The sequence below is a fragment of the Kitasatospora viridis genome (assembly GCF_007829815.1).
Classification (GTDB): Bacteria; Actinomycetota; Actinomycetes; order Streptomycetales; family Streptomycetaceae; genus Kitasatospora; species Kitasatospora viridis.
This window is the reverse complement of sequence record NZ_VIWT01000003.1, coordinates 708417-715008: the sequence shown is the minus strand read 5'-3', so window position 1 is coordinate 715008 and position 6592 is coordinate 708417. Positions and strand designations below refer to the sequence as shown.

The window sequence follows — 6592 nt, the reverse complement described above, 5'->3', positions numbered from 1 at the left end:
CGATGGTGCGCTTGACCACCACCAGGTCGCCGTCGTGCACCAGGCCGTCGGCGAAGTCGCTGCCCGGCGGCTGCTCGGCGACGTTCGGGCGCTCCACCCGGACCAGCACCACGGGCCGCCCGCTCGCCCGGAACGAGGCGGCCAACTCGCGGCTGCGCGCCAGCACTTCGTCACCGGAGTGCGGGGCGAGCGGCAGGGCGACGATGCGCGGCATCAGGTCGACGAGGAGCAGTGCGGAGGTCGCGGAGGTCATGGGGATGATCGTAGGGCCACCCGTGCGGGGGAGTTGAGGTGGTCCCCGCGCACGATCCGGCGACGCCGCTCCACCGGCCAGCATGGAGCCATGGTCACCGCCCCCGCAGCCTCCGCAGCCCCCGCAACCTCCACAGCCCCCGCAACCTCCGCAGCCCCTGCCCCGCCGCCCGCCCGTTGGGCGGTCCGGGCCGCGCGCCTCGCGGCCCTCACCGCCGCGCCGTCCGGGATCTGGCGGGTCCTGATGGGGATCGGCGTCCCGGTGGGGTTCGACACCACGCACCTGGACGTTCCCGGCTGGTTCAGCGTCGTCTGCGTCGCGATGAGCATCGGCGTCGAGGGGCTCACGCTGCTCACCCTCGGCCTGGTCCAGCCGTGGGGGGAGGTGGTGCCGCGCTGGATCCCGTTCCTCGGCGGCCGGCGGGTCGCGCCGCTGGCCGCCGTGATCCCGGCCGCCCTCGGCGCGGCCGTGCTGCTCGCCCTGACGGTCCCCAACGCCAAGGGCTTCGGTGGTGCGCAGGGCGCCCCGACCGGGCTCGCCCTCGTCGTGATGGACGCCTGCTACGCGCCGCTGCTGCTGTGGGGGCCACTGCTCATCGTCGTCACGGTCGCCTATTACCGGCGCCGCCGAGGTTGACCAGGAGTGCAATTGACGCACCGTCAGGAAATGGGCGCCGAGGCTTCGATCGAACCGTCGATTAAATCGCTGTCCACCTGTCGGGCGTGGTGATAGAAATCCGCCGTGCAAAACACTCTGAACTTCTCCGACCTGCTGCGTCTGATCGACGAGCGGTCGACCGCCTTCCGTGCCGCGGTCGCGGCCGCACCCAGCCTCGACATCCCCGTGCCCACCTGCCCCGAGTGGACGCTGCTCGACCTGGTGCAGCACATCGGCGAGGGGCGCCGCGCCTGGGCGGCCACCGTCGCCGCGGGGCCGGACGCGACGGCCAAGGCGGAGCCGCTGGGTGTGGCGGTCGCCCCCCAGGAGCGCGAGGCGCTCCAGGCCTGGCTGGCCGACTCGTTCGAGCTGCTGCTGGACGCGCTGCGGGAGGCCGGCCCGGACCGCGGCTGCTGGGGCTGGTGGGGCAAGTCGCAGACGCCGCTGACCGTCGCGGGCGTCGCCCGCCGCCAGTTGCACGAGATCACCGTGCACACCTACGACGCCCAGCTCACCGTGGGCGACGTGCAGCCGGTGCCGACGGAGCTGGCGATCGACGGTGTCGAGGAGTTCCTCTCCACCGTGTGCACCACCACGGAGGCGTGGCCGCACGAGCCCGGCGCGGTCGACTACCACGTCACCGAGGGCCACTCCTGGCGCAACTCGTTCTCCGCGGCCGGCGCCGGCTTCGAGCGCCTGCCCGAGGGCGACACCGCCGCCGACTCCGAGGTCACCGCGACCGCCCGGGGCACCGCCAGCGACATGGTGCTCGGCTTCTACGGCCGCCTCCCGCTGGACACCCTGAAGCTCGGGGGCGACACCAACGTCTTCGACCAGCTGGTGGAGTGGGACCCGGAGCGGTAGTCCGCGATCGATACGCGATGCCGCGTCAGGGAGGTGCCGTCGCACCTCCCTGACGTCGTTTCAGCACATGTCCGGCGTCGCCGGTGCCACGCTGGTCGAGGCCGACCCGGTCCAGTCGGCGCAGACGGCCTGCGGGGCCTCGTGGAGCGAGTCGTTGTCGCCCAGCAGGCCGGTGACCACGTCGGCCGCCCGGTTGGCCACCGGCCGGGCCGACGCTCCCGTCCCGCCGGCGAACGCGCTGCCGGGCAGGCCGATCACCGTGCCGACCGCGATCGCGGCGGCGGCCGTGGCCGCGAGAGTGGCGTACCGACGTGCGGAGTTGATGGAGCGAGTCATCGCTTCGGGTCCCTTCGATTCCTGATGGACATTCGAGTCCGCAGGGGTGTTCCGCCCCCTGCGAGGACTGATCCTTCGCGGCACCGGCGAAGGGCTGCCAGGGGGCGGAGCGATGATGGGACGGCGTCTCAGGGAGCGGGGACCTGAGCTGGGGACACAGCCCGGCGTCTCCGGAGGTGGAGACGGTTGGAGACGGGTGGGGACGGCCGCGCTAGCCGATCAGGAAGCGCTGGGAGAGGTCCTCGTCCTCGTCGCAGGGCTCCTGCGCGAGCGGGGAGCCGTTGGACGCGAGGTTCCCGGCAACGGTGAAGCACTTGCCGGCGAAGGTGACGATCTGCACCGACTGCTGCCCGGCCACCGGGCGGAAGGTGAACTCCTGGGCGGGGGTGTGGTTGCAGGTGTACTGCTGGATCCGGGTGCCGTCCTCGGGGCTGCGCTTCTGCACGTCCACGCACTTGCCGAAGGAGGTGCGGATCTCCATCGTGCCGTTGGGGTTGGGCTCGATGGAGAACTGCTGGGCGTCGGTGTCGTTGCAGTCCCACTGGCGGATGTCGTCGCCGTCGGTGGTCTCGCTCCAGGCGACGTCCACGCACCGGACGCCCGCTGTGACGATCGTTCCCGGCCGGGCCGACACCGGCGCGGCCGGTTCGCCGAGCGCCTGGGGCGCCGGTGTCGCCACGGTGGCGGCCAGGGCGAGGAGCGGAACGACCACGGCGGAGGAGCGGAGTCGGGTCACGTTCACGGGGATCGCTTTCGGTGAGGTGGATGGGGAGCGGAGCAGCCCCAGCCTCGCCGCCGACTCTGGGTTATCTGTCAATGACACAGTCATATGATCAGAAATCACCCATCGAGTGGAGCGCACACCACCCCCGCGCACCGTGCTACCGGCCCAACGCGCTACCGGCCCACCGCACTACCGGTCCAACGCACTACCGGTCCAACGCGTCACTGCGCTGGCCTAGCCGAAGTTGAGGCCGTACCAGGCGGCCGGCGAGCCCGGGGTGACGAAGTCCATCGGCACCGTGCCGAGCACCGGGCGGGCCGAGCGGTCCAGCCCGGCCAGGTAGCCGGCCAGGTGCGGGGCCATCGCGTCGGCGGCCTGGCGCGGCCACAGGCCCCAGCCGGAGGAGGAGGTGAAGGTGATGAAGAGGCGCTGCGGGTCGCCGGCCGCCCGGGCGGCGTCGAAGTGCGCGGACGCCTCGGGCCACTTGCGCCCGGCGATGTCGAAGACGGTGCCGATCTGGTAGTCGTCCTCCAGGTCGACCAGCGGGCCGTTCCAACCGATGCCCGGCAGACCGCCGTTGTCGGCCAGCAGCACCACCCGGCCGCGTACCTCACCGAGGGCGGGAACCCGGCCCTGGGACCAGATCAGGCCGGGCCAGCGACTCTGGTAGCTGTCGAAGATCGCGGCGAAGTCGGCGTCGGAGACGGTGGAGTACTCCTGCTTGACCCGCATCAGCACCGTCTCGCCCGGGTGTTGGGCGAGGAAGGCCTGGCAGTCGTTCAGCACGTCGCCGAAGAAGATGTTCTGGAAGAACTGTGAGTGGTGGATCGCGAACACGCCGTTGATCGTCCGGCAGCGCATGTCCAGGAACCGGACGCCGGCGGCGAGTTGGTCCGGCACGGAGAGCGTCTGGCACTGGGTGATCGGGCCGCCGTAGAGCGAGCAGGTGTCGTGCGTGCCGGGGACGGTCAGCCGGGCCAGCGGCGCGCCGTCGGGGAGCGCGCCCATCCAGTCGGCGCCGCCGGGCAGGTCGGCCGCCCGGGCGCGGCCGACTCCGAGCGCTGCCGTGAGGCCGAGCGCGAGGCCGCCGCCCAGCAGGGTGCGGCGGGTCGGCTGACGTCCGATCAGATCCATCCGGTGGCCTCCTGGTTGGGCGCGCGCGGCGACACGGGGCCGCGCTGGCATGGCCATTATCAGGAAGACGGGCCGGACAGTTCCAGAGCGGCGGCGAGAATCGTGCCGAGGAGCTCCGCGTGCGCGGGCACGGTCTCGGCCGCCCAGGCGGCGGCGAGCCGCAGGAACGCCCTCAGGTCGCGCTCGATCCCGTCCACGCCCTGCTCCCACTCCTCGACGGGGAGCTCGATGAACGGGCTGCCGGGCTCCTCGCAGTCGGCGGTGAGGCGGACCAGGCCGCCCCGCAGCTCGGCGAGCGGGCTCGGGTCGTGGCCCAGGTCGGGCCCGGACCGGTCGGCGGTCACGTTCCGCCAGCAGCGCCACTCCTCCACCCCGGCGCAGCAGCCGGGCTGCACGGTGACGCCCGTGCTGGTGTCCACCACCCGCAGGCCGCCGGGCACCACCTGGGCGTCGACCGTGAACAGGCCCTCCAGCAGCGCCGCCACCGTCTCCCGGGGCTGGTCCATCTCCTGGTCCACGTCGTTGTAGTCGGCGATCCGCTGCACGGCGAGCCCGACCTCGGCGGGCGTCATCCCCCCGTGCAGGCGCAGGTACCCGTAGCGGTCCACCGCGGCGACCGGCCAGAACGTGAAGCCGTCGGGCTCGTAGACCTCCAGCACGGTGTGCATCTCGATCATCCGTCGGTCCTTCCCCGCTCTGGCCGCCCCGGTCGTTCGGGCGGGCGCGAGCCTAGCGGGCGGGCGCCGGTGACCGTTGAACTAGGGTGCCCTCATGACCGCCCTCTCCCTCACGCCTGAGTTCCTCGCGTTCTGGACCGAGCGCCACATCTGCACCCTCACCACCCTGCGCCCCGACGGCACGCCGCACGTGGTGCCGGTCGGCGCGACCTTCGACCCGGAGACCGGCATCGCGCGGGTGATCACCAGCGCCGGCAGCCGCAAGGCGCGCAACGTCGCGGCGGCCGGTGCGGCCGGTGCGCTGGTGTCGCTCTGTCAGGTGGACGGCGGGCGCTGGGGGACGCTGGAGGGGCGGGCCGTGCTGCGCGACGAGCCGGCCGAGGTGGCGGACGCCGAGCGCCGCTACGCCGAGCGCTACCGCACGCCCCGGCCGAACCCGGAGCGCGTGGTGATCGAGATCGCGGTGACCCGCACCCTCGGCCGCGGGGTCAGCCCCAAGGCCGCGGTGGCCGCCGACTGAACGCCCGGGTGGGTCAGGGCGTGCCTTTCGGGTCACGCCCTAATTGAGCGCCGCGCGCCGCAGCGCCTGGAGCACCCGCGGCTCGATGCCCAGCACCCGGGCCCGGACCAGCACGGGGTGCGCCCGCAGCGCCGCGCCCGCCTGCTCGTAGGCGGCCCAGCGGGCGTCGAACTCCGCCTGCTCGGCCCCGTTCCAGGTGCACCGCTGGACCGCCTGGTGCGGCTCGGGGAAGGCGGCCCGCCGCCGGTCCCGCACGGCCAGCGCGAAGTCGCCGACCACCCGGTCGGCCGCCAGCAGCGCGTGCTGGAGGGCGATCAGGTCGGCGGGCAGGGCCAGCGGCAGGGGCGTGGTCGTGGTGATCACGTTTCACACAGTAGGCGGCGGGTGTGACAACCAGGTGATGACCAGGTGTCAGACCGTCGCGGCGCCCGGGCCCCGCGATGGCCCGGGCGACGGTGCGTCAGAGCCCGGCCGCGAAGGAGTAGCTGCCGGGGACGGTCAGCTGGGCGTTCTCCGCCGCCGTGCCGTAGACCAGGGCGATCTCGTCGTGGGCGTGCAGCACGATCGCGGCCGGGTCACCGCTGACCGGCTTCCCGTTCACGTACGCCGTCAGGGTGTGGTCGCCGCCCGCGGTGTTGCCGCCCAGGTGGTCGGCGGAGAGCGAGACCTGCCACTCCGTCATGAACTGACCGAGGGTGAAGTCCGTCTGCACCGGCGACTCGATGTGGATCACGCCGCTGGTGTCGTGGGTGTGCAGCGGACTGATCCGCTGGGCGCTCTCGTCGATGCCGATCAGCGCGGGGACGGTGACCTGAGTGCCGGCGACGTAGACGTCCAGGTGGGCGTGGATGTGTTCGACGGTGCCCTCGGAGTCCAGCATCGGCAGCCCGGCCGCGGCGACGGCGCTCGCGGGGTCGGCCGGGGTGTCCCACGGGCCGGGGGTGGTGCGGCCGTCGGCGGTGGTGCGGGGGTGGGCCGGCATCGCGGCGGCGGTGCCGCTGCCGGTGGAGCCCTCGTGCCGGGTGGCCGCGACGGCGGTGACGCCGCCGACCACGGCGAGCGCGAGCGCGCCGATCGCGGAGCGGACCAGCAGCCGGCGGCGCCGCTCGACCCGCAGCTCGGCCTGGCGGGCGGCGGCGGCCTTGGCGCGGCGGTCGCCGATCGGCTCGGCGGGCTGCTTGGCGTTGGGGCGCTTGGGCATGTCGGTCCTGTTCCTCGGCTTCCTGGGCTTCCCGTGTGGCTGGTGGAAAGTGGTTCGAATTTGAACTCTGAATCGACCGTACTGGCTCAAAGCGGGCAGACAAAATGATCTGCGGGCGGATGCGGACGGATGTGAGGAACACCGCCCGCGGGGCCCGGCCACCGTCAGGTCCAACGTCAGGTCCAACGCCGGGTCCAACGCCAGGTCCGAAATCCGCCGGTCCGCC

10 protein-coding genes are annotated in these 6592 nt (G+C 73.0%); 3 read left to right on the top strand and 7 right to left on the bottom strand.

The annotated features are described in order from the left end of the window. The coding region (locus FHX73_RS33850; RefSeq protein WP_145909772.1) for an isochorismatase family protein at nucleotides 1–253 on the bottom strand (253 nt) is incomplete at its 3' end. Nucleotides 254–496: 243 nt separating this feature from the next. Here FHX73_RS33850 and FHX73_RS33845 point away from each other — a divergent pair. Together FHX73_RS33845 and FHX73_RS33840 are read left to right on the top strand one after the other, a co-directional pair. After that, nucleotides 497–889 carry a hypothetical protein gene (locus FHX73_RS33845; RefSeq protein ID WP_145909771.1) on the top strand — a complete coding sequence of 131 codons (393 nt, stop codon included), beginning with the start codon at nucleotides 497–499 and terminating at the stop codon, nucleotides 887–889. 105 nt (nucleotides 890–994) lie between these two features. Next, nucleotides 995–1774 (top strand): maleylpyruvate isomerase N-terminal domain-containing protein, encoded by a 780-nt coding sequence (locus FHX73_RS33840; protein WP_145909770.1) that lies wholly within the window; start codon nucleotides 995–997, stop codon nucleotides 1772–1774. Nucleotides 1775–1834: 60 nt separating this feature from the next. Here the strand turns inward: FHX73_RS33840 and FHX73_RS33835 are convergent, their stop codons facing one another. The 4 genes from FHX73_RS33835 to FHX73_RS33820 form a co-directional block, all read right to left on the bottom strand. Next, a complete protein-coding gene (locus FHX73_RS33835) occupies nucleotides 1835–2110 on the bottom strand; it encodes a hypothetical protein (RefSeq protein WP_145909769.1) in 276 nt (91 codons plus the stop codon). 211 nt (nucleotides 2111–2321) lie between these two features. After that, nucleotides 2322–2846, bottom strand: coding sequence for an RICIN domain-containing protein (locus tag FHX73_RS33830; RefSeq protein WP_170305193.1), 525 nt, complete (start codon nucleotides 2844–2846; stop codon nucleotides 2322–2324). 222 nt (nucleotides 2847–3068) lie between these two features. Then, nucleotides 3069–3968: a phosphatidylinositol-specific phospholipase C gene (locus tag FHX73_RS33825; protein WP_170305192.1), complete on the bottom strand. Its 900-nt coding sequence runs from the start codon at nucleotides 3966–3968 to the stop codon at nucleotides 3069–3071. 59 nt (nucleotides 3969–4027) lie between these two features. Beyond that, nucleotides 4028–4645: a hypothetical protein gene (locus FHX73_RS33820; protein ID WP_145909766.1), complete on the bottom strand. Its 618-nt coding sequence runs from the start codon at nucleotides 4643–4645 to the stop codon at nucleotides 4028–4030. Between the two features lie 94 nt (nucleotides 4646–4739). On the opposite strand from FHX73_RS33820, the gene FHX73_RS33815 reads away from it, so the two are divergent. Next, nucleotides 4740–5165: a PPOX class F420-dependent oxidoreductase gene (locus FHX73_RS33815; RefSeq protein WP_145909765.1), complete on the top strand. Its 426-nt coding sequence runs from the start codon at nucleotides 4740–4742 to the stop codon at nucleotides 5163–5165. Between the two features lie 39 nt (nucleotides 5166–5204). Here the strand turns inward: FHX73_RS33815 and FHX73_RS33810 are convergent, their stop codons facing one another. Together FHX73_RS33810 and FHX73_RS33805 are read right to left on the bottom strand one after the other, a co-directional pair. Continuing rightward, a complete protein-coding gene (locus tag FHX73_RS33810; RefSeq protein WP_145909764.1) occupies nucleotides 5205–5528 on the bottom strand; it encodes a hypothetical protein in 324 nt (107 codons plus the stop codon). Nucleotides 5529–5625: 97 nt separating this feature from the next. Then, entirely contained in the window at nucleotides 5626–6366 is a 741-nt protein-coding gene (locus tag FHX73_RS33805) for a hypothetical protein (protein ID WP_145909763.1), read from the bottom strand. Nucleotides 6367–6592: the final 226 nt, after the last annotated feature.